The following is a 19,933-nucleotide window of genomic DNA, read 5'->3' as shown; positions in this document are numbered from 1 at the left end:
CGCTGGGCGGCGCGCATGGGAACATCGTGGAAGCCCGCGCGTTGTCAGCCCATCGAAACCAAGGAGACGCTCACATGACCTTGAAGAGAAACATACTGTTGGCTGGAGCCGTGCTCCTGGCGAGCGGCGGTCTTGCGCAGGCGGAGATGATGGCGACGACGGTCAACGATCTCAACGTCCGTGCTGGCCCCGGCCCACAATATCCCTCGGTCGGTCTTGCCACCCGCGGTTCCACCGCAGTGCTCGACGGTTGCATCGAAGGCAGCCGCTGGTGCCGTGTCGACGTCAACGGCATGCGCGGCTGGGTCTATGCCGATTATCTGCAGGTCGATCACGGCGGCAGCTCTGTTATCGTCGAGCAGCACCGCGCCGAGATCGGCGTTCCCAGCGTGACTTACGAGTCGACCGCGAGTGTCGTTCCGGTCGATCCGCAGCCGGCGCCGGGGGACGAGTTGCTCGGCCCCGTCGGGTCGGTCGAGACTATCACCCCGCCGGAGACGGTGCGCACCTATATCGACACCAATCCGGGTGAGACGGTGCAGCTTGGCGGCGATGTCGTCGTCGGCGCAGAGGTGCCTGCTGACGTCACCTTCCAGACGATTCCCGACTACGAATACCGTTATACGAGGATCAACGATCGGCCGGTGCTGGTCGATCCCGGTACACGCCGGATCGTCTACGTCTATCAATGACGTGATCGATAGAAACTGAGGTCGAGGCGGACGTTGGGCCGCCTCGTTCCGGGGCGCTTCTCGCTGCCTTAATCCCGCATCGGTTGATTTTTCTTAACGCTTTCCTCCAAAATATGATAAAATACTAATATGCCGAAGGTCGGCATGGATCGGCGATCGGGGAGATCGCCAGAGGAGGAAATCATGGAAGCGCTACTTCCGCTCATCACACAATTGATTGCCGGTGCAATCGGCGGCAACGCCGCGAGCGCCGCTTTGAAGCAGCAGGCGATCAATGTCGTCGCTCGGACGATCGCCGGTGCGATCGGCGGCGTCGCCGGCGGTATGCTGCTCAGCATGGTCGGTGGAGAAGCGGCTATGACCGGCCTGATCGCCGACGGCATCGGCGGCCTGATCGGCGGCGGCATCCTCTCGACGCTCGCCGGACTGGTCATGGCACGGGCGCATAGATAAACGGCCCCACGGGTCTGTATCTACAGCGTCGCGCGTCTTTTGAGACGCGCAAAGGACGCTGTAGCACTTTGAACTACTGCATAATTTTAGCCTTAAATAGATTCCGATTTAAGGAATTATGCAGTGGCCAGACCGATTGCGTGAGGACTTTATTCGGCGGCGATTGCCGCCGGATAGACTTCCTTCATGTAGTCGTTCATCGAACATCATCGCATCGGCTTAGCTCTCGGCTTCGGCGGCGTGCTTGGAAATGGTGCAGATCATGTAGAGACCGGCAGCCTTGGAGGCGCAGGGCGCCGTCTTCGGATCGGGACGGCGGCATTCGGCGATATCGAGGCGGATGCCCTTCAGCTTTTCGGTCGGGTTGAAATAGCTGCCCTTTTGCCAGATGGCGATGGCGACATTGATGCGGTTGGCCTGCGCCCCCGTCCAACTGATCCAAAGGGATCGAAGCCATTCCCAAAATCCTCCGGCGCTTCAAGCGCCATGCCTGTTGATTGTTGTCCCCATTACGTTTTATCCACAGACGCAAGGGAAAACGCGTATTGCGTCGGAGTGCCGGACGGGTCTTGGTTTCCCGGGAAGTGCCAGGGAAATGAGAGACCGTGCGGGGCTCCCGCAGAGTTCGCGGAAGCTGATAGCGACGCAAATTTATATCAATAAAGCTGGCATATTTTCGCGAAAGTTTCCCGCCGCGCGCGGACAAAGAAAGGAAATGCCGAGTGTCACGACAGACCGGCCCGAAAGCAGGCAAGCCAGAGCCGCTGGCCACGCCGATGGAAGATACTGATATCATCGATTTCGAGATCATCGAGCTGTTCTTCTTCGCCTATCGCGACTTCGTTTCCGATCCTGACGCCATCCTCGAAAAGAGCGGCTTCGGCCGGGCGCATCACCGCGTCGTGCATTTTGTCAACCGCAATCCCGGCATGACGGTGGCCGATCTTCTCGATACGCTGAAGATCACCAAGCAGAGCCTTGCAAGGGTGCTGAAACAGCTGATCGATTCAGGCTATATTCGCCAGGTGGCAGGTCCCGAGGACCGGCGGCAACGCAAGCTTTATCCAACGAAATCGGGACGAGAGCTGGCGCTTGCCCTTGCTGAGCCGCAATCGCGCCGCATTGAGCGGGCATTCGAAGGGGCTTCTGCGGAGGTGCGGGAGGGCGTAAAAGCTTTCCTCAGCGGAATGCGGGACAGACAGAGGGCGGATTGAATGGCGGTCAAGACAGGTATTTCCGACGATGCGGCGCACTTGCTGGTGGTCGATGACGACTCCCGCATCCGCGCGCTGCTCAATCGTTATCTCGCCGAGAACGGCTTCCGCGTTACCGTCGCCGCCGACGGCGCCGAGGCGCAGCGCAAGCTTGCGGGTCTCGATTTCGACCTCATCATCATGGACGTGATGATGCCTGGCGAATCCGGCATCGACGTCACCCGCGGACTTCGCGCCATCAAGAACGTGCCGATCATCATGCTGACGGCGTTGGCAGAATCGGGCAACCGCATCGAGGGCCTCGAGGCAGGCGCCGACGACTATCTTTCCAAGCCCTTCGACCCGCGCGAACTGGTGCTGCGCATCAACAACATCCTGCGTCGCAACGCCGGCGGCGAGGGACCGAAGATCGAACAGGTGATGTTCGGCCCCTACACCTTCTCGCTGACCCGCAAGGAACTGAAGAAAGCCAGTGAGGTGATCCGGCTCACCGACCGCGAGCAGGAGATCATGCTGCTCTTTGCGCGCCGTGCCGGCGACACGATCCCGCGCCATGAACTGATCGGCAACGATACCGAAGTCGGCGAGCGGACGATCGACGTGCAGATCAATCGGCTACGGCGTAAGATCGAGGATGATCCCGCCAATCCGGTCTGGCTGCAGACCGTGCGCGGTATCGGATACAGGCTGAGCATCGACTAAACTCAAGGTTCGGGACCGGCGCTGATGGTGACGATCGACAGTTTGCGGCGGGAAGACCGCACTTCTGCGCCGGGCTGGCGTTCGATCGTCCGCTGGCTGCGCCGGCGGCTGCCGACCGGACTTTACGCACGCTCGCTGCTGATCATCATCATTCCGATGGTGCTCTTGCAATCCGTCGTCGCCGCCGTCTTCATGGAGCGCCACTGGCAAATGGTAACGGAGCGGCTGTCGCTTGCGGTCACCCGTGACATCGCCGCGATCATCGAGATCATCGAGACCTATCCGCAGAATTCGGACTATAGCGAAATCATCCGCATCGCTCGCGACCAGCTCAGCCTGCAGATCTCGATCGAGCCGGATGGCGACCTGCCGCCGCCGCGCGTCAAACCGTTCTTCTCGATCCTCGATGGCATCCTCAGTGACGAGATCACCGACGAGATCCATCGGCCTTTCTGGATCGACACGGTCGGCAACTCGAACCTCGTCGAGATCCGCATTAAACTCGACAACAAGATCCTGCGGGTGCTGACCAAGCGCAGCCAGACCTATGCCTCGAACACGCATATCTTTATCGTCTGGATGGTCGGCACCTCGCTGGTGCTGATCGGCATCTCTATCCTCTTCCTGCGCGGGCAGATCCGGCCGATCCTCACCTTGGCGCGCGCCGCCGAAAGCTTCGGCAAGGGGCAGAAGCCCGATAATTTCTATCCGCGCGGGGCTGACGAGGTCAGGCGCGCCGGTCTTGCCTTCATCCTAATGCGCGAGCGAATCGAACGGCAGATCGAGCAGCGTACCGCGATGCTCTCCGGCGTCAGCCATGATTTGCGCACCATCCTCACCCGCTTCAAGCTGCAGCTGGCACTGGCCGGCGACAATCCCGACCTGCATGGCCTCAACGATGACGTCAACGACATGCAGACCATGCTGGAGGCCTACATGGCCTTTGCACGCGGCGAGGTCGAAGAGGGTGTCGGCGAGCTGAAACTCAGCGAGATCTTCGCAAAGCTGGAATCCGATTTCGCCCTGTACGGTAAAAAATTCAGCTATTCGATCGAAGGCGATGACGATATTTCCGTCAGACCGAACGCCTTCATGCGTCTCGTCACTAACCTTGCCTCGAACGCGCGCCGGTATGCCGATAGTCTCGACATTGAGGCCAAGCACAATGCCAAATGGCTGACCGTCATCTTCGACGATGACGGGCCCGGCATTCCCGAAAAGAACCGTGAGGACGTGTTCAAGCCGTTCTTCCGGCTGGATACGGCGCGCAACCTCGATGCATCAGGGACCGGGCTCGGCCTTGCGATCGCCCGCGACATTGCCCGCAGCCACGGCGGCAACGTCACGCTCAGTGACAGCCCGCTCGGTGGGCTGAGGGCAACGATCCGCATCCCGGCTTAGGCAGGGGCTGCGCCAAATCGGCGGCATATCAGGTGGACCGCAGCGATACATTGAGCGACATGAGAAACTGTCTTTTCGCGGCCTCGAACGATGCCGATGCCCGATCACGCTTTCTCGGCAGGTCAATGCCGATCTCCTCGAGAATGCGACCGGGCCATGGTCGCATCACGATAATTCGGTCGGCGAGGACAAGCGCCTCGTCAATATCATGCGTCACCAGCACGAGCGTTGGGCGCGTTTCGGCCCATATGTCGAGCAGGTGATCCTGCAGATCGGCGCGCGTGAAGGCATCGAGGGCCGAAAAGGGCTCATCCAGCAGCAGCACTTCCGGTCGGGTAATCAGCGCGCGGGCGATTGCTACTCTCTGGGCTTGGCCACCTGACAACTCCTTCGGCCACCGTCCGCCCAATTTCCCGAGGCCCACCTTTTCCAATGCAGCCTCTATCTGCTGCCTGCGATTATCGCCTTCGAGTTCGGCGAGGCCGAAGCCAACATTGTTTGCGACACTTAGCCATGGAAATAGGCGCGGCTCCTGAAAGATTAGATTGATCAGCGGATGCGGCTTGGTAACCTTTTCGCCGTTCAGCTCGACTGTTCCTTGCGTGGGAATGTCGAGGCCGCTGATCAAGCGCAGCAACGTGCTCTTGCCGCAGCCGGATCCGCCGATGACGGCGACGATTTCTCCCGGAGCCAGCCTGAGCGAGAAACCCTCCAGAGCACGAACCCCATTTGCATAGGTTTTTTCCAAATTTCGCAGCGTCAGCATCAACTCATCCCTCACGCCTGTAACTGTCCTGCCAGGTCAGGAAAGGTGTCGTCGCCGCAAGCAGCAGACTGTCCGTCAACTTGCCGACGACCGCGAAGGCGATGATGGCAGCCATGATCTGGTCCGGCTTGCCCATTTGCTGGCCATCGACGAGAAGATAGCCGAGGCCCTCCGAAGCGCCCATGAATTCCGCTGCGACGACGAACATCCAACCGAGACCGAGGCCGGATCGCAAGGCAGTCACATAGGCCGGGAAGACCGCAGGCAGCATGACCCGCCGCACCAGCGTGAAGCCGGAAAGCCTGAAGATGCGCCCGACCTCGACAATCTTGCGATCAACCGAGAGGATTGCGCCCGAGATGCCGAGATAGACCGGAAAAAAGACTCCCACGGCGATCAAGGCCACTTTCGATGTCTCGAAGATCCCGAACCAGAGAATGAAGAGCGGTACCCAGGCGATTGACGGAATGGAGCGGAGCGCCTGAAGCGATGGATCGATCAGTCGACGGGCGAGCCCAAAATATCCAGTTATAGCGCCGGCGATCGTGGCCGTGACGGCGCCGATCGCAAATCCGAAAAACACCCGTACCGTGGTGATGCCGATATGATTGAGCAGTTCACCAGACTTCAAGAGCACCCATAGCGTCGCGGCGACCCTGGATGGCGGTGGCATGAGACGGCCTGAGAACCAGCCGGCCGCAATGGCAATCTCCCAGAACAAGAGCCCGAGCGCCGGTAGCAGAACAGCCACTGCCACCTTGTTGCTCACTCCATAAAAGATAGACGCCGCGACCAAGCGCAGCGTCCTCGTTTCCGTCTTGATACCGGTTTCGGTCAAGTCCGTCATCGCGATGATCTATGCTCTGTTATTGGGTTTTCCCGACCGCAAAACGATCGTCGATCAGCTCGTTCGTGACTTTGGGAATGTCGACGTCTGCTGGCAGGACACCGGCGCTTTGCAGGGCGATGCCCGCTTTCGAGATCGTATCGCGCTGCAGATCGCCGATCGTCGATTGCGATATGTCCGTCCGCTCCAGTTGCTTGGCGATCACGTCGTCCGGCAGCTTTGCCGCTTCCACCAGTGCCGCCTTGAGTGCCGCAGGATCGGCGAGCGCCTCCGCCCGTGCCTGCTCATAGACGGCGATGACGCGCTTGATGATATCGGGATGGTCCGCGGCAAAGGTCTCGGTCGTATTGAGCACGCCCCAGCTGTTGTTTTCCGGCTTGCGATAGAAGAGCTTTGCCTTGTCGTCCACTTCGGCGGCCGCCATCAGCGGATCGAGCCCGGCCCACGCATCGACATCGCCGCGCAGAAGCGCCAGCTTGCCATCGGCATGCTGCAGCAGGACCAGCTTCACGTCCGATTGTTTCAGGCCGGCATCGGCCAGGGCACGGACGAGAAAGACATGCGGATCGGTGCCGCGGGTCACCGCGATCGTCTTGCCCTTCAGATCCTGAACGGTGGAAATCGGACTGTCGGCGCGGGTGACCAGAGCCGTCCATTCGGGGCGCGAATACACATAGATGGATTTGATCGGATTGCCGTTGACCCGCGCGATCAGTGCCGCCGCACCCGCCGTCGAGCCGAAATCGATCGATCCGGCGTTCAGGAATTCCAGCGCCTTGTTCGAGCCGGCGGACTGCACCCAGCGAATGCTGATATTGTCCTTGGCGAATTCCTTTTCGAGCAGGCCTTCCTTTTTCAGAAGAACGCTGACGGGATTATACGTCGCCCAGTCGATCCTGATTTCCGAAAGATCGGCAGCCTCAGCCGATGACAGCCCCAGTCCCAAGGCAACCGCGGCACCGATTATCGCCGAACGAAACACGCCCATAACTTATTCCTCTCCCTACGATTGCCATCGATACGTTCTACGGGCACTGGTGACGGGCGAGAAACTTATAACTTCTATTTCTATGGAATTTGTAGAAATATTTTTCCTCGGCCGCGGGGACGCGTGGTGCGGTGCGCAATGTCGAGAAAGCGGAGGGTCGGGAGAGGCCAATTGACGGTTCGACAGAAAGAAAGCGGCGGTCCGCAGGCCGTCCTTGGGCTCTTTGCGGTTCTTGTTCAAAGAGTGAAAGCGCGCTTACGTGATGTTACAAAATTGACACGGAAGGCAGATCCCATTGAAGAAAAATAGTCCGACGATTATCCGGGCCGCCGAAAGCGGCAACGACCCGGATAGACTAGCGCACTTCCTTTCGACTTCGGCATCGTCGGTGACGGTCGAGCCCTTGGATCAAGGAAAGCTGTCTTTTCGTTGTGACATGGTCAGCCTTGGACCGATGACTCTGATAAAAGCCGCCTATGAAGGGCGCATGCGCAACACCAGACATGCGGAGGGGGATAAACTGCTTGTCGTTCTCCCGGACGAAGGCACTGCAAATATACGGGGTCTTTCCGAGGACTTCGCATCAGCTCCGGGAAAAGGAGTTATAATTGACGCGGTGCATAATAGAGGCTTTGACATCGCCGAGCGGCGCAGGCACCTGACCGTAGCTGTCGATCGAACCGAAATGCAACGTCGGCTTTCTGTCATCCTGGAGACATCAGTGGGAGACAATTTCGCGTTTCATCCCGAGATCGACCTAAGCAATGGTGCCGGGTGTCTGCTCGGCCAATTGGCCAATTTCATCTTCGAGGGTGGGTCAAATATTGCGTCGCTGCCACCAAGCGTGTTCGCCAACCTTTCGGACGCATTCTTCAACCTCGCGCTCGGCTCGCTACAACACTCCTTCTCCGATCGATTGCATGCGGGGGGCGACCGCGTCACCTCGCCAAGTAAAAAGGGCAATCGAGTTTATGCGCGCTCACCTGCACGAGGTCCTTACTTTGGAGCAAATCGTGCAGGCATCAGGGGGCAGCACGCGTGCATTACAACTAGGTTTCCAACAATTTAAGTTCACGAGTCCAATGCGTTATCTTAAGGATCTCCGACTGGAAGCCGTTCACAAAGAACTCCTGACGGGTGACAATGTGAGAACGATTGCTCAGGTTGCCCAAACGTGGCAATTTTTCCAATTGGGTCGTTTCGCAGCAGACTATCATTCCCGATTTGGCGAATTGCCTTCTCAAACCTTTTCCAAGAGAGGCTAGCGCATCGATCCGAAAATCGGCATCGATTTTCGGAAGACGCGATGCGAGGATTGAAAGAGTTGGAACGTCCTTTGTTTGTCCGAAAGGACGCACGGCGCTCTAAGGACATTTCGGGAGCGTGGGCGATCCCCTCACGTCTGGTTTTACGAGATCGCTTTCAAGGTGAACCGGCCCGCCATGTCGGCCTGATCAAGCATCACCCAACCGGCCTGCATTATCTCTCGAGTGAGCTGCCTTTGTCCCGTTTAAGATTGTGATCTCTTCCCGGTCAGTGACGAGCGCTCGAAGCGCCGACTGCACAAGTTTCTGCGCTTCAAGTTCTACGCAAAGAGTTATTTGAGGGATTAGTTGTCGCGCTGGTCCAGCTGTTCACTCGCGTATGACGAAACGAGCGCAACGCATGTCTATTCGACAGACGCAGGCTCTGTCCGCTAAGCGCATCTTTCGTTTCAATCATAGATTCTGCGCGCAGTCGTTAACCGTGAGGAGCGAGTTAATCGGCTTTCGTTCGAGATCACCAGCGGCGGTGCCACCACCTTGAGAGAACCCGCAGCGGAAGCGAACTGCAAAAGCATAGAGAGGCTAGATCGTGCAAAGACCGAGTATCAAAGTGGCCATGGTTGGCATCTTCTTCTTATTAGGATGTCTCGTCGCGGCATTCGGATACGCCGCCATCAGCGGCATGCGGATACTCAACGAGCAGACCGAGGAGTTTAGCGAGAGCTACCTTCCAAGCGTGCATCAGGCTCATCAAATTGCTCAGGCGAGATTCGAGCTAGGCATCTTGGCGGCCAACCATCTGTTGCAGGCAACGCAAGACCAGAAGAAATTTGCAGAAACGCTCGTCTCCTCCCAGAAGACGAAACTGAACGAAGAGATCAAGGCATACGAGCCCCTAATTACGACGCCGCACGAGAGAGAAATCTTTGAAAAAATGCAAGCAGTCGCGAAGGACTATGACAAACCTCTGCGGGAAATGATGGATTATTCTTATGAAGGCAACGGACAAGCCGCCACAGGCGTCTTTGCGACCGATGTTAAGAATATCGCTGATAAAATGACTGCGTTAGCCAATGATCTGGTGAAATCCGCCATGGAAAGAGGTCAGCAGGCTCACCAGACCAGCCTTCAGGTTTATGGCTCGACCCTGAATTTCACTTTCATCATTCTTTTGGTCAGCCTGATCTTGGTCGCAGCCGCCGCGGCTTTTGCCGTGTACGCCATCGCCGACCCGGCCACGAAGATAACGGCCGCGATGCGCAAGCTCGCATCCGGCGACACCAGCATGAAGATTCCCTTCGCGGGGCGCGCCGACGAGATTGGCGCCATGGCCGCGGCGGTCGAAGTATTCCGCCAGGCCGCGATCACCAATGCTCGCTTGGAAGAAGAAGCTGAGACTGGCCGCAATCTCCAGGAAGCAAATCGCATCGCTGTTCAGCAGTCGGCCGAAGCGGCAGCCAATGAACGTCTCAGGGCGGCAACTTCGGGCATTGGCGGGGGCTTAAAGCGGTTGGCCGCGGGGGATCTCGCCTTCCAGTTGGAGGAAGCATTCGCTCCTGATTTCGAGCCGTTGCGTCACGATTTCAATCAATCGGTGCAGCAGCTCGGGACCGCTCTTTCAGCAATCGTAGACAGCATTTCAACGATGGATAGCGGGACGTCGGAAATTGCGTCAGGCGCTCATGATCTCGCAAAAAGAACCGAACAACAGGCCGCCTCCTTGGAGGAGACCGCAGCAGCCCTGGATGAGATCACGGTCAACGTCGGCTCATCTGCCAAGCTCACGGAGGAAGCACGTCGGGTCGCAACGCAAGCCAATCACAGCGCTGCGAAATCTGCCGAGGTCGTCTCCGACGCTGAGGATGCCATGCGTCGGATCGAGGAAAGCTCGCAACAGATCTCCAACATAATTGGGGTGATCGACGAAATCGCGTTCCAAACGAACCTACTGGCGCTCAACGCCGGCGTGGAAGCCGCGCGCGCGGGCGATGCGGGGAAGGGGTTTGCGGTGGTTGCACAAGAGGTGCGAGAACTCGCCCAGCGCGCTGCACGAGCCGCCAAGGAGATCAAAGGCCTGATTCAGAATTCATCCACGGAAGTTCAAAGCGGCGTTAAACTCGTCCGCGATACGCGTCAGTCGCTTGACTCGATCGGCGGGCTCATCGGCCAGATCAATACTCATATGGACGCAATCACTGTCGCGGCAAAGGAGCAATCCGTCGGGCTGTCTGAGGTCAACACCGCGGTTAATACGATGGATCAGGTGACGCAGCAGAACGCCGCCATGGTGGAAGAGTCCACAGCAGCTGCCGCTACTCTTGCCCAGGAATCAGCGAAGCTGAAGCAACTGGTCGCGCCCTTCAAGGTCGCTGCGGTTATTCGGCAGGGGTCAACGGGTCCGCGCGTCTATGTTGCGGAGGCGCGGAGCCCGCAGGTTGATTCTCCCGCCAGAGTGTTGGGAAGCAGGGTCGCGAAGGCATTCGGAGGTGGGAGCCAAGCGTCAAGCGTGGCATTGAACGACTGGCAAGAGTTCTGACGTTTGCCTCGTTTCGCGATGGTTGCGGTGCTTCCATCGCGAAAGTGTTTCTTTGAACCGCTCCATAAACACCACCAAATCAGGCCCGATGCCTTGCTGGTATCGATCGTTTGAGCATTGAGCATTGCGACGCGGACACGCTCTATTCCTTCGAATTGCGCATATTGCTTTCCGAAGTCGATTCGATTTTCGGTGTCATGGGCTGGAAAACATCAGCCGACGGGTAGACAAAAAGAACGCGCCGCTGAGAAGCGGCGCTTGGCATTGAGGATATCGGGAGATCAGCCGGCGGTGCAGAAGTGGCTGCGGCCGTCATTGCCGATATAGGTGCCGCTGCGCGGATCGAAGGAGCGGTAGCGGTAGGAGCAGTAACGCTGCCATTGCGGCGACCAGGGCTCTACCGCCGTGCGGACCGGCGCGTAATATTCCGGCTGATCGACATAGACGCGGCGCGGCGCGCGATAGACCGGAGCGGGCTCGTAGTAATCCGGCTCGTAGGCTGGGTCGATGTAACGGCGCTCTTCGTAAACCGGACCGTTATTGGCATTGGCGATGGCCGAACCGACGATCAGCCCGGTGGCAAGGCCGACGGCGCCGCCGACCCACGCATCGTTGTTGCCGTGATTGCCATGGCGCCAGTGGCGGTCGCGGGCCGACGCTTCACCGATGGCGGAAAGCGTGAGTGCGGCAGCGGTTGCCGTCAGCAGAAGGGTCTTGGCGAGCCTGTTCATCATCATAATCCTAATCCCGGGAACCGAACGCCGGTTCCTTTCTCGATGGTCACAGTCGTAGAGATTTGTAGCTGAACCAAGGCTGAACGACAAAACCCGGCATTGCTGCCGGGCTTCAACTCGAATTCGCCAGCCTTGTTAAGGGTTCAGCCCGCAATCTGCAGATTGACGGCCTTCGGGCCCTTGCCGCGGCGATCCGGCTCCGTGTCGAAGCTTACCTTCTGGTTTTCCGTCAGACCGGCCAGGCCGGAGGCCTGAACGGCAGAAATGTGAACGAAGATATCGGCGCCGCCCCGGTCCGGCTTGATGAAGCCGAAGCCTTTGTCGGTATTGAAGAATTTTACAGTGCCAGTCTCTGCCATGCCTCAGGTCCTTTTCTCTCTGCCCGCCATCCACACGGGCAGCATCATAGCATTGCCCTCCTTGCGGGAGGTGTTGGCAGGCAATTCTTGAAATTTGAGAAAAAGGTCCCCTCTACCTCGACCTGTTCCAGGCAGGACTTTCGCCCGCCATTTTCGGAACCGGCTGACCGGGATATTAGCGTTCCCGGCGCGCAAATACTTAAGGACTTCCCATGCTCGCAAAATGCCCGAACACGCTGAGAGTGCTGCGTTTAAAGGACTTTGGCAAGCAAAAGTTTTTTAACGTGTCGTTCCTGGCACATCCCTGCCGATATCCAATTTGCGCAAAAACGCAAAATTTCCTTCGCCGATAGGGAATGATTAACGTTTTATATTGTCTGCAATATAAATTCCGAGCAGATTTTCCCAAAAATGCAACGTGAACGCGTCTCCCGCATCCGATAATTTTTTTTCCGATGTGTGACTCACCCATATTTGGACGCGTGTTCACGTGGCTGGCAGGCGTCGGCGGGTCAATCCGGGCACGAGCTCGACCACAAGCATAGCGATAAACATTAGTGCGCAACCTGCATAACCTGTTACCGGCATCGTCTCGCCGAGCAGAAGTGCGGCAAGCGAGGCACCGAAGAGTGCTTCGGAAGAAAGAAAGATCGCGGCTTGCGAGGGCGTGGTGTAGCGCTGGCCGATCACCTGCAGCACGAAAGCCACGCCCGAGGAGAAGATGCCGACATAAAGGATCTCCGGCGCAGCGGCCCGTATCGCCGAAAGGCTGACAGGTTCGACGGCTGCGGCAACGGCCAGCGCACAGACTGCGGTGACGGCAAATTGCGTGGCGGAGAGCGCAAGCGGCCTTCCTGTCTCCGAAACGGTGGTGCCGGCAAGGGTGATCTGGATCGCCCAGAAGACGGCACAGACGACGGTCAGCAGATCGCCAGGTGTCAGCGCCGAGAGATGGCCGCCGGACAGGAGATAGATGCCGCTGACCGCCATCAGCGCCCCCGGCCAGATGATCCAATGCGGGGCACGGCGAAGGAAGAAGACGGCGATAACAGGTACGAAGACGACATAGAGGCCGGTGATGAAGCTGGAATTCGTCACCGTCGTCGTCTGCAGGCCGACCTGTTGCGTGGCTGCGCCGCCGAAAAGGGCAAGGCCGATCAGGATATAGAGCTTGGCATGGCGTGCGCTGGTCTTTTCCTTTGCCTTGCGCGCTTCAAAAAGGACGAAGGGCAGTACGGCCAGCGTGGCGACGGCAAACCGCAGGCCGATGAACCAGAAGGGGCCGATCGCCTTCATCGCCGTCGACTGCGCGACGAAGCCGCCGCCCCAGATGGCGGCTGCAAGCAATAGGAGGAGGTTCGCCTGAACGCGCGTCATGTCGTCCTCGAGGGGAAGGGAGATGTGCCCAAGCGGTTAGCAGTTGCGTTTCCTTTCGGCAAGGGTGAAGACTTCGTGGCGGTTGACGGAGGTGAAGACATGCGAGGCGAAGAACGGAAGCCGGCCGGCGGTGCGGTGGCGCCTGGGACGGTAGGCTATTCCGGCACGCCGCTCGCCAGGAAACTCGGTCTTGCAGAGGGGCAGGCAGCCGCACTTCTCGGTATTCCCGAAACGATCGGCGACATCAATGGTTTCGACGGTTTTGCTTCGGTCGTCCACACGCTTCCCGAGATGCCTCACCGTGCATTCGACTATGTGCATCTGTTTACGACAGAACGGGCGGCACTGGAGGCCATCGCGCCCGCGCTTTTTCTCGTCCTCAGACCGGACGGGATGGTCTGGATATCCTGGCCGAAGAAGAGTTCACGGGTTTCGACCGATATCACCGAGGACGTGCTGCGGGAGGTTCTGCTCCCAACTGGCCTGGTCGACGTCAAGGTCTGCGCCGTCGACGAGATCTGGTCTGGGTTGAAATTCGTCATCCGCAAGGAACTGCGCGGCTCGTTATGACGTCTCAGCCGTTGCGGGCTTGCGCTCGGGATATCCTGAGCAGCGCGCCGTTGTCCTCATCCGTCACCATCAGCAGGGCGCCGTCGGGGGCGACGACGACGTCGCGGATGCGGCCGTATTCGCCCTCGAACAGGCGCTCTTCGGTGACGAAGGCGCCGCCGTCGTCGCGCTGCATGCGCGAGAGCAGTTGGAACTTCAGCGCCGCGACGAGGAAATTGCCGTCCCATTCCGGGAACATGGCGCCACGATAGACGACGAGGGCGCCTGGTGCGATCGAAGGATCCCAGTAATGGAGCGGCTGTTCCAGCCCGTCCTTGGCGGTGCCTTCACCGATCTCGGCACCCGAATAGTCGCGGCCATAGGTGATGATCGGCCAGCCGTAATTCTTGCCGGCCTCGGGCTGGTTGATCTCGTCGCCGCCGCGCGCGCCGTGTTCGACAGTATAGAGCTTGCCATCCTTGGCGTCGAAGGTGATGCCCTGCGGGTTGCGGTGACCTTTCGACCAGATTTCCGGCAGCGCCTTGCCGCCGTCCTTGAATGGATTGTCGGCAGGGATGCTGCCATCGGTATTGATGTGGATGATCGAGCCGGCATCGTCCTGCCAGTTCTGCGAGCGGTCGCGGTTGCCGCGATCGCCGACGCTGATGAACAGCGTACCGTCTGAGGCAATCGCGATGCGCGAGCCGTACTGGATATTGCCCGAGGTGAAGCGCCGCATGCTGAAGATAGGCCTCACGGCGTCGAGTGTCTTCTCGTCAGTGGAAAGCGCGGCGCTGAAGGCTTCGGTGCCGGAGCCCTGGCTGTTGGCGATGGCGGCGGTGAAATAGAGTTTGCGAGATGTCGCAAAGTCCGGCGCGAGCGCCACGTCCATCAGGCCGCCCTGACCACGAGCGCTGACCTTGGGTACGCCGCCGATCGGCTCGGAAACCCTGCCGTCGCGGACGATGCGCATGCGGCCCGGCCGCTCGGTGACGAGATAGGCCCCGTCGGGCAACACTTCGACCGCCCAGGGATGTTGGAGGCCGTCGGCGAGCTTGTCGACACGGACGGCGAGATCCTGCGTGTTGACGATGTCGGCCGCATCCGCGGACATGGCGCCGATCAGGACCAGCGCTGCGGCGAAATGGAAGGCGGATATTCTCTTCATCTTGCTCCCCGTCGTTTCTCCATGTGGAACGTGGAGCGTGCAGGGAAGGGCTTCAACCCTCATTCGACCTGCAATAACGGCTTTGTGTTTACCGGTTGAACCGAGCCCGTCGCCTGGTCGTCGACCAATTCTGCCTCAAGGATGTAGCGTAGCGGCCCGCGTTCGGTGGCATTGAAGGGCCAGCAGGTGGTCAGCACCAGGCGGTGGCCATCGGAGGAGGGATCGATGCCGTTGGCATCCCACGGGGCGATGCGGCCCTCGCCGGCCTTGAAGGTCAATAGTTTTCCGTCGCGGCGGGTGACCTCGATCGTATCGCCGGGCTTTATGTATTGCAGCCAGCGGAAATGCGTGTCGCGATGGGCGGCAATGACGGAGGTGCCTTCCTCGCCGGGCTGCGGGGTGTTGACGAGCCAGGCCGGACCGAAGGCCAGAGCCTCGCCAGAGGCGCCGGAGAGCACGATCGCCTCCTTGCCGAGGCGCGGCGCGCGCACCTTGGCCTCCGTGGTGAAATCCGCCCAGGGCCAGGGTTTTGTCTCCTTCCCCTGCAACTCCGCGGCGAAGGCGCGTTTCAGTAGGATCTGGGAGAGCTCCGCTTTCGCCTTCAGCAGGAAACCGTCGCCGATCAGTGCCAAGCCATAAAAGGCAAGGCCGGCGATGGCAAAGGCGATCGTCTTTTCGATCGAGGAAAGACGCCAGAGGAAGAACCCCTTCCGCTTGCGAGGCTTCGGCCTGTCATAGGCCGTGGCGGCGGCCATGGCGAGTTCCAGATAGGTCGGAAGCGGCTCGAATTCGGCCGCCTCCTCGTTCTGGCTTGCAGAGAGTCTAGAGACCATTTCGCTTGGCTCCGACCGCGATAATGCGCTTGAGGCGACGCCGCCAGACGGCCAAACCGCTTGCCGCCGTCAGCGCCAGGAGCAGCATGGTAAGCCCGCGGATGATCTGCTCGTCGGCGCGCGTCGCCGTCTGCGGCAGGGTCACGGTCGAGCTCTTCTGCGCGATCATGGTGGCCGCCTTGGCAGTCGGGGCTGCGGCCATCATGTTTGCGATCTCAGGCGAGGCGACAAGTGCCTGTGTTTCGGCCTGCTCCGGTCCGGCGTTTCCTGCCGGCGTAGCCGAGCCATGGCGCTCCGCGCCGCCAAGAGGGGCAGGGTTTTCGCCGGAGACTTTATCGAAGTCCCAACCATCCGGCAGGTTGAGCGGCAGCTTGGCCGAGCCGAGCGGCTGATCGGCCGGGCGCGACGGAGTGACATCGACGGCGACCAGGCTGGTGACGCGGGAGACGAGGTGATGGGCGAGCGCCACCGTCTCGATATCCTTGTCGAGCGCGGCCGGATCCTGACGCTCATAGGCGCGGGCCTCGAAATCGTCGATCTTGCGGCGCGCCCAGAGCTTGGAAATGCCGCTGCCGTCGGCGGCGTTGGCGATATCCATCTCGACGCGCCAGGGCTGGTCGCCTGTCTTGCCGATGATCTGCAGCTTGCCGGCATTGTTCTCGGGCAACTGCGCGGTCAGCACGACGGGCTCACCGCTATAGAGGTCCGGCATCGGGTTCGGCGTGATATCTTCGGCTTTGATGCCTTCGAAGGTGGCAGCGATATCGGTCATGGCTGGGTTCTGCAGCTTGGCGAAAAGCTCGCCCATGCGGCTTGCCACCTGATCGGTCGAGCCGATCGCCGTGAAGGTGCCGCGGCCCATCTCGGCGGCCTTGGTCATGAAATAGGTGTTCGGCGCCGAACCGATGCCGACGGTGAAGACCCGGGCATCGCCGCGATTTGCGGTGATTTCCTGGAAAAGCTGCTGTTCGTTGCCGATCGCGCCATCCGTCAGGAACACGACCTGGCGCAGCGCTCCGCTTGCGACCGGTCCCTGGTTGCGCAGCGCAGCCTGCAAGGCAGGCAGCATTTCCGTGCCGCCGTCGGCGGTCAGGCCTCTGACATAGCCGATCGCCTTTTCGCGATTGTCAGGGGTGGCAGTGACGAGACCCTTGAAATAGTCAGTCATCGTATCGTCGAAACGGATGACGTTGAAGCGGTCGTCGGGGTTCAGCTTGGAGATGGCAAGCGCCAGGCTCTGGCGGGCCTGCTCGATCGACGGGCCGGACATGGAGCCGGAATTGTCGATGACAAAGACCACCTCGCGTTTTGCCGGCGGCACTGCCGTGTCCGGGGCCGTGGGCGGGGTGACGAAGGCAAGCAGATAGGTCTTACCATCAATCACTTCGCGGAAGAGGCCGGCACTCGGCATCTTGCCGGCGGCGGCCTTCCAGGTGAGCTCGAAATCCTTGTCGGCGGGAACGGTGTCCGCCTTCAGGCTGATCGTCCTCGCCTGGTCGCCATCCTGGCTGATATCGACCGCATGGAAGGACGATTTGACATCGCCGAGCGGGAAACCAGCCCGGAGGTCGACGGTCAGCGAAACCGGATTGATCCTGGCGTTCTCACGCGGATCAAGCACGGGGGCAGCGATCTTGTCGCGGTTTTCCACCGGGTCGCGCGGCGTGGCAAAACCGGCGCCGTTGTTGAACTCGACAGTCTGGACGATCGGCGCCGGATTGTACCGCGGGGCGACGACCATCGGGAAGCGCAGCGAGAACTCGCCACCCGACTGGTGGATGGTCTGCTGGTATTCGATCTGGACGACGATGGTTTCGCCGGGACCGATATTGGCGACCTGGTTGGTGAAGATGTTCGGCCGCTGCTGTTCGAGCAACGCCGTCTTTTTGCCTTCGGCCTTGGCCTGCTCGTAGATCTCGCGGGCTTCCTGGCGGGGCTTGATTTGGCCTTCGATGAAACGTTCGCCGATCTGCATTTTCAGCGCGTCAACGGCGGAATTGTCCGGCAGCGGAAAGACGTAGGTGCCTTCGACCCAACCCTGGCTCGGATTCTGGAAGCGCTGCGTCACCTTCACCCTGGCGATCGGGCCGGAGACATCGATGGCGACATCGGTCTTCAGCCGCGGCGCTTCGACATAGAAGCCAGGCTCCTTCGACGGAAAGAGCAGCGAGCCGCTATTGACGTCGTTCGGCCGGACAAGCGCTGCGAGCTGTGCGGATGCCTGCGGCTCGGCGGCGCGGGCGGCGGAGGCAAGCGCCAGCATCGCGGCGATGCAGGCTGCAAAGGCGGTGACGGCAACAAGGACTGAAACGGAAATTCGGCGCGCACGAATGCGCCCTATGATAAACTCATCTTCCAGAAACATTGGCATACCCTCAATAACCAATTTCGGATGCCGGATGATGCGGCTTCGATCTCGGCGCGCTCGCGACCGAATTGCGGCGTGGCGCGGCATTTGTTGCGGCTTATTCGTGGCAATGGCCGAATTCGACGATGCCACTGATTTCAGGGTATAAATCCGGATGGCTTCAGAGTTTGATTCAAGATCTGCGCATGGCGTTTCGACCGCGTGACGCAAGCCTCTCCGAAGCGGACGGCATGCCAGGCTGGTGGCGCGGCGAACCGATCAATAAGAATCATGCCATCATGACGCCTTTCCGCTTGAAATGCCGTCATACATTGGACATAGAGCTAACCGCAGAACTCCGGTCCCGGCTTTCTGCCCGTTTCAACCATTAGGACCGTTATCATGGCTTTCCTTGCCGATGCTCTTTCCCGTGTGAAGCCTTCAGCCACCATCGCCGTCTCCCAGAAAGCGCGCGAGCTGAAAGCAAAAGGACGTGACGTCATCGGCCTCGGCGCGGGTGAGCCGGATTTCGATACGCCGGATAATATCAAGACGGCCGCCATCGACGCGATCAACCGCGGCGAAACGAAGTATACCCCGGTTTCCGGCATTCCCGAGCTGCGCAAGGCGATCGCCGCCAAGTTCAAGCGCGAGAACGGCCTCGACTATTCCTGGGAGCAGACGATCGTCGGCACCGGCGGCAAGCAGATCCTTTTCAACGCCTTCATGGCAACGCTGAACCCCGGCGACGAAGTCGTCATCCCGGCGCCTTACTGGGTTTCCTATCCTGAGATGGTGGCGCTGTGCGGCGGCACGCCGGTTTTCGTTTCGGCCACCCAGGAGCATAACTTCAAGCTCCAGGCGTCCGATCTCGAAAAGGCGATCACGCCGAAGACCAAGTGGTTCATCTTCAACTCGCCGTCCAACCCGACGGGGGCGGCCTATACGCAGGCCGAGCTGAAAGCGCTGACGGACGTGCTGATGAAGCATCCGCAGGTCTGGGTGTTAACCGACGACATGTACGAGCACCTGACCTATGGCGACTTCAAGTTCGTCACGCCTGTGGAAGTCGAGCCGAAGCTCTACGACCGCACGCTGACGATGAATGGCGTCTCCAAGGCCTATGCGATGACCGGTTGGCGTATCGGCTATGCGGCCGGCCCGATCCAGCTCATCAAGGCCATGGACATGATCCAGGGGCAGCAGACCTCGGGTGCGACGTCGATCGCCCAGTGGGCGGCTGTCGAAGCGCTGAACGGCACGCAGGACTTCATACCTGCGAACAAGAAGATCTTCGAAGGCCGTCGCGATCTCGTCGTTTCGATGCTGAACCAGGCCAAGGGCATTGTCTGCCCGGTGCCGGAAGGCGCCTTCTATGTCTATCCGTCCTGCGCCGGCCTGATCGGCAAGACGGCTCCGTCGGGCAAGGTCATCGAGACGGACGAGGATTTCGTTTCCGAGCTTCTGGAAACGGAAGGCGTTGCCGTCGTTCACGGTTCGGCCTTCGGTCTCGGCCCGAATTTCCGCATCTCCTACGCGACTTCGGAAGAGCAGCTCGAGGAAGCCTGCCGCCGCATCCAGCGCTTCTGCGGCGCCTGCAAGTAAGCGGGTTTTCAAAAACACCAATCGAAGGCCTGCCGGCGACGGCGGGCCTTTTTTGTTGGCGGCGTTGACGATGTGGCTGCATGTAGCTACATTTTCC

The 19,933-nt window shown here is 59.8% G+C and carries 19 protein-coding genes and 1 pseudogene; 10 read left to right on the top strand and 10 right to left on the bottom strand.

Translation table 11 applies throughout. From position 1 onward, the window contains the following. Window positions 1–74 precede the first annotated feature (74 nt). Window positions 75–692 carry a DUF1236 domain-containing protein gene (locus tag AC25BC_RS15250; RefSeq protein WP_026157437.1) on the top strand — a complete coding sequence of 206 codons (618 nt, stop codon included), beginning with the start codon at window positions 75–77 and terminating at the stop codon, window positions 690–692. Window positions 693–875: 183 nt separating this feature from the next. Further along, window positions 876–1,145, top strand: a complete 270-nt coding sequence (locus AC25BC_RS15245; protein WP_003541697.1) for a hypothetical protein — start codon at window positions 876–878, stop codon at window positions 1,143–1,145. 222 nt (window positions 1,146–1,367) lie between these two features. Here AC25BC_RS15245 and AC25BC_RS15240 read toward each other — a convergent pair. Beyond that, window positions 1,368–1,583, bottom strand: a pseudogene (locus AC25BC_RS15240) (branched-chain amino acid aminotransferase); the annotation flags it as partial. A 284-nt stretch (window positions 1,584–1,867) separates the two neighbouring features. Between AC25BC_RS15240 and AC25BC_RS15235 the strand changes: the two are divergent. The 3 genes from AC25BC_RS15235 to AC25BC_RS15225 are packed head-to-tail and all read left to right on the top strand — an operon-like array spanning window position 1,868 to window position 4,462. Next, the gene (locus AC25BC_RS15235) at window positions 1,868–2,359 is read left to right on the top strand and encodes a MarR family winged helix-turn-helix transcriptional regulator (protein WP_012758431.1); all 492 of its coding nucleotides are present in this window, start codon (window positions 1,868–1,870) and stop codon (window positions 2,357–2,359) included. Further along, window positions 2,360–3,061 carry a response regulator gene (locus AC25BC_RS15230; RefSeq protein ID WP_003581129.1) on the top strand — a complete coding sequence of 234 codons (702 nt, stop codon included), beginning with the start codon at window positions 2,360–2,362 and terminating at the stop codon, window positions 3,059–3,061. Between the two features lie 24 nt (window positions 3,062–3,085). Continuing rightward, window positions 3,086–4,462, top strand: coding sequence for an ATP-binding protein (locus AC25BC_RS15225; RefSeq protein WP_017994806.1), 1,377 nt, complete (start codon window positions 3,086–3,088; stop codon window positions 4,460–4,462). Window positions 4,463–4,490: 28 nt separating this feature from the next. Here AC25BC_RS15225 and AC25BC_RS15220 read toward each other — a convergent pair whose 3' ends face one another. From AC25BC_RS15220 to AC25BC_RS15210, 3 genes are read right to left on the bottom strand one after another with little or no spacing between them, the layout of a single operon-like run. Continuing rightward, a complete protein-coding gene (locus AC25BC_RS15220; RefSeq protein ID WP_128405959.1) occupies window positions 4,491–5,228 on the bottom strand; it encodes an ABC transporter ATP-binding protein in 738 nt (245 codons plus the stop codon). A 4-nt stretch (window positions 5,229–5,232) separates the two neighbouring features. Then, complete coding sequence (locus AC25BC_RS15215; RefSeq protein WP_012758428.1) at window positions 5,233–6,075, bottom strand: ABC transporter permease; 843 nt, start codon at window positions 6,073–6,075, stop codon at window positions 5,233–5,235. A gap of 19 nt (window positions 6,076–6,094) precedes the next feature. After that, window positions 6,095–7,063 (bottom strand): aliphatic sulfonate ABC transporter substrate-binding protein, encoded by a 969-nt coding sequence (locus AC25BC_RS15210; protein ID WP_128405958.1) that lies wholly within the window; start codon window positions 7,061–7,063, stop codon window positions 6,095–6,097. A 295-nt stretch (window positions 7,064–7,358) separates the two neighbouring features. On the opposite strand from AC25BC_RS15210, the gene AC25BC_RS15205 reads away from it, so the two are divergent. The 3 genes from AC25BC_RS15205 to AC25BC_RS15195 all read left to right on the top strand — a co-directional run bounded on the left by AC25BC_RS15205 (window position 7,359) and on the right by AC25BC_RS15195 (window position 10,864). Further along, window positions 7,359–8,132, top strand: coding sequence for a cupin domain-containing protein (locus AC25BC_RS15205; RefSeq protein ID WP_164902982.1), 774 nt, complete (start codon window positions 7,359–7,361; stop codon window positions 8,130–8,132). Further along, the gene (locus tag AC25BC_RS15200; protein WP_409565983.1) at window positions 8,035–8,328 is read left to right on the top strand and encodes a helix-turn-helix transcriptional regulator; all 294 of its coding nucleotides are present in this window, start codon (window positions 8,035–8,037) and stop codon (window positions 8,326–8,328) included. Before AC25BC_RS15205 ends, AC25BC_RS15200 begins: the two co-directional genes overlap by 98 nt. 616 nt (window positions 8,329–8,944) lie before the next feature. Further along, entirely contained in the window at window positions 8,945–10,864 is a 1,920-nt protein-coding gene (locus AC25BC_RS15195) for a HAMP domain-containing methyl-accepting chemotaxis protein (RefSeq protein WP_128438219.1), read from the top strand. 281 nt (window positions 10,865–11,145) lie between these two features. Here AC25BC_RS15195 and AC25BC_RS15190 read toward each other — a convergent pair whose 3' ends face one another. From AC25BC_RS15190 to AC25BC_RS15180, 3 genes are all read right to left on the bottom strand, one after another. Further along, window positions 11,146–11,601, bottom strand: a complete 456-nt coding sequence (locus AC25BC_RS15190; protein WP_017994798.1) for a BA14K family protein — start codon at window positions 11,599–11,601, stop codon at window positions 11,146–11,148. A 140-nt stretch (window positions 11,602–11,741) separates the two neighbouring features. Further along, complete coding sequence (locus AC25BC_RS15185) at window positions 11,742–11,957, bottom strand: cold-shock protein (RefSeq protein ID WP_003561293.1); 216 nt, start codon at window positions 11,955–11,957, stop codon at window positions 11,742–11,744. A 486-nt stretch (window positions 11,958–12,443) separates the two neighbouring features. Beyond that, entirely contained in the window at window positions 12,444–13,334 is an 891-nt protein-coding gene (locus AC25BC_RS15180; protein ID WP_128438218.1) for a DMT family transporter, read from the bottom strand. 99 nt (window positions 13,335–13,433) lie between these two features. Between AC25BC_RS15180 and AC25BC_RS15175 the strand changes: the two genes are divergently transcribed. Further along, complete coding sequence (locus AC25BC_RS15175) at window positions 13,434–13,904, top strand: hypothetical protein (RefSeq protein ID WP_012758423.1); 471 nt, start codon at window positions 13,434–13,436, stop codon at window positions 13,902–13,904. A gap of 4 nt (window positions 13,905–13,908) precedes the next feature. On the opposite strand, the gene AC25BC_RS15170 is transcribed toward AC25BC_RS15175, so the two are convergent. From AC25BC_RS15170 to AC25BC_RS15160, 3 genes are read right to left on the bottom strand one after another with little or no spacing between them, the layout of a single operon-like run. After that, window positions 13,909–15,051, bottom strand: coding sequence for a PQQ-dependent sugar dehydrogenase (locus AC25BC_RS15170; protein WP_128438217.1), 1,143 nt, complete (start codon window positions 15,049–15,051; stop codon window positions 13,909–13,911). Window positions 15,052–15,110: 59 nt separating this feature from the next. Continuing rightward, a complete protein-coding gene (locus tag AC25BC_RS15165) occupies window positions 15,111–15,884 on the bottom strand; it encodes a class GN sortase (protein WP_128438216.1) in 774 nt (257 codons plus the stop codon). Continuing rightward, window positions 15,874–18,249, bottom strand: a complete 2,376-nt coding sequence (locus AC25BC_RS15160) for a marine proteobacterial sortase target protein (RefSeq protein WP_128438215.1) — start codon at window positions 18,247–18,249, stop codon at window positions 15,874–15,876. The genes AC25BC_RS15165 and AC25BC_RS15160 overlap by 11 nt, the downstream gene beginning before the upstream one ends. Before the next feature lie 384 nt (window positions 18,250–18,633). Between AC25BC_RS15160 and AC25BC_RS15155 the strand changes: the two genes are divergently transcribed. Beyond that, window positions 18,634–19,836 (top strand): pyridoxal phosphate-dependent aminotransferase, encoded by a 1,203-nt coding sequence (locus AC25BC_RS15155; protein ID WP_128438214.1) that lies wholly within the window; start codon window positions 18,634–18,636, stop codon window positions 19,834–19,836. The last annotated feature ends 97 nt before the right edge of the window (window positions 19,837–19,933 follow it).

Source organism: Rhizobium sp. WSM409 (genome assembly GCF_057653825.1).
This window is presented reverse-complemented; position numbering and strand designations above follow the sequence as displayed.